This is a genomic window from Undibacterium hunanense (genome assembly GCF_014284335.1).
GTDB classification, from domain to species: domain Bacteria; phylum Pseudomonadota; class Gammaproteobacteria; order Burkholderiales; family Burkholderiaceae_D; genus Undibacterium; species Undibacterium hunanense.
Genome location: NZ_JACOGF010000059.1, coordinates 1 through 384 on the forward strand (window position 1 = coordinate 1; position 384 = coordinate 384).

Sequence of the window (384 nt, forward strand, 5' to 3'; positions counted from 1 at the left end):
CTGCAACGGAGCCATCGGCACCGATCAGAACGGACAACTGGACAGTACCGGTTTCTTCATTACGCAACGAAGCACGCGGGTATTCCGGTTTGCAACCACCGACGTTGAAGTCGATCACACCAGGAACGGTTACCGGACCGGTAGCCTTGGCTTCAGCAACGGGGGCTGGCTGGGCCGGACCCTTTGGCATGACCGGATTCTCTGGCTTGACATTGGACACGGCAGAGATGGTCGGCTGTTGCTGTACTGGCTGCTGTACCTGAACTTCCGGTGGCGGAATGAACGGTGGTGGCGGTGCCAGCAGTTTCGGTGGCGGCGGTGGTGGCGTATCCGGTGGTGGTGGCGGTGGTTTCACCTCTTCCACGATCTTCGTTTCCAGCGGCT

General features: G+C 59.9%; 1 pseudogene. It reads right to left on the minus strand.

The window, feature by feature from the left end:
* A pseudogene (locus H8L32_RS27310) lies at window positions 1-384 on the minus strand (hypothetical protein); the annotation flags it as partial.